Source organism: Rhizobium sp. LEGMi-198b, assembly GCF_054114205.1.
The window spans coordinates 1-1,750 of sequence record NZ_JBSYVH010000021.1; the positions used below are offsets into that span (position 1 = coordinate 1).

Annotated in this window: 2 protein-coding genes; both read right to left on the reverse strand. The window is 59.5% G+C overall.

Annotated features, from left to right (window positions below; genetic code table 11):
* On the reverse strand, positions 1–631 hold a 631-nt coding region (locus tag ACXHXG_RS32065), incomplete at its 3' end, for a cation transporter (protein ID WP_457901881.1).
* Positions 628–1,750: cytochrome c oxidase accessory protein CcoG (gene ccoG, locus ACXHXG_RS32070; protein ID WP_457901882.1), on the reverse strand; the 1,123-nt coding region annotated here is incomplete at its 5' end. The genes ACXHXG_RS32065 and ccoG, both read right to left, overlap by 4 nt.

Consider the following 1,750-nt stretch of genomic DNA (forward strand, 5'->3'; position numbering starts at 1 on the left):
TCTCCCATAATGATACGGCATAGGAGAGCGTGACAGCGAGAGAAATGGGCACGTCCATGTTGGTCCGCCCATGCTTCAAGGCATTCCACGCCGAGCGAAAAAAGAAACGGCCGCCATAGATAAGGGCCGGCGCAGCAATCATCGCGGAAATCCAGTGAAACAGGTCTCGCGTCGCCGCATCTGCGCCGGACCAGACCGATACCGAGAGCAGCATGATATTCGCTGCGGCAAAGCCGCAGACACCAACGGCCAGCAGCAATTGATTGCGCAGTCTGTCGGTCTGTTCCGATAGCGAGTTGGGCGAGAAGACGTGGACGCGATAGCCTGTGCCCATAATCGCCGACAAAATACCGGCCGGATCGACCGGCGTGTCCTCCAGTCGCTCGACATAGATGCAACTTACTCGCCGGGCGGTCAGATTGACCCGGGCGCGCGTTACATAGGGAAGTTTCAGCAAAGCTCCCTCGATCGTCGAGATGCAGCCTCCGCAGTGCGCATCGGGGACGCTCAGGTCCAGTTGACGCAAACCGTTCCCCAACGGATGGCTCGCAAGAGTGATCTCTTCAGCACTGAAAGAACGGCTGCTCGATAGTGCCAATGTGCTTTCGGCGTCCATGGTGCAGCAAGTCATTGGCCAAACTCCGCCGTATCGATGCATTTATATCCCCGAGGTGCGTTGAAGGCGGCCCGGTACGTCGCCCGATCCGTGTGATTTTCGTCCTCTATGACGAACAGGAATTCCTTGATCGTCTCCGCCTTGGCCTGTTGCGTTACGAACACCTTGAGCGAGGTGGCCGCGTCCGGATCCGCATCGACAGTGAAGTGCCGGCCTTCCTCCTTCGAGAGTTCGGGGATCTTCATTGTCGCTCCTACTGCGCCCTCTAGTCGGATATCGATTTTCCTCGGCGCCGGGACCATGTTGAGAACGCGAAGCGTATAACCGTTGCGGATCGATCCATCCGACTCCAGCACATATTGCGGATTGCGATCATGGAGCACGTTCAGCTCCAGCCGCTCCCTGAGCGCCAGATGCACGAGCATGGCCACCCCGACCGCTGCCCATACAGCGGCGTAGAAAAGAACGCGCGGCCTGATGATCACCCGCCAATTGAAGTGCCGAATGCCCTCAACGAAGCTGCCGTCGAGGTTTCGCACGAGGTTCGGCTGTACGGCGACCGTGCCGCCGTTGGTCGCGAGGCTCATGTTGGCGGCATACTCGCTCAGCGTCGCATAGGAGATCAGGCCGCGCGGCTTATCGAGCTTGTCCATCACGCCGTCGCAGGCGTCGATGCATAAGGCGCAGGTGATGCACTCCATCTGCTGACCATCGCGGATGTCTATGCCCATCGGACAGACCGCCACACAGGCATTGCAATCGACGCAATCGCCGACCGGCTGGCCTGCTGCCTGAGCTTTTTTGGCATGGCGGGAGCGAGGCTCACCGCGCCAGTCGTTGTAGGTGACGACCAGGGAATTTTCGTCCAGCATAGCGCCCTGGATGCGGGGCCACGGACACATGTAGGTGCAGACCTGTTCCCTCATCAGCCCACCAAGAACGTAGGTGGTCGAGGTGAGAATGGCGACCGTGGCATAGGCGACCGCCGGCGCTTGGCCCTTGATTAAGGCAACGGCCAGGGATGGCGCATCCGCGAAATAGAATATCCATACGCCACCGGTGAGGACGCCGATGAGGACCCATATGCTGTGTTTGGCGACCCGCTTTGCAAGCTTGTCCGGCGTCCAGGGACCA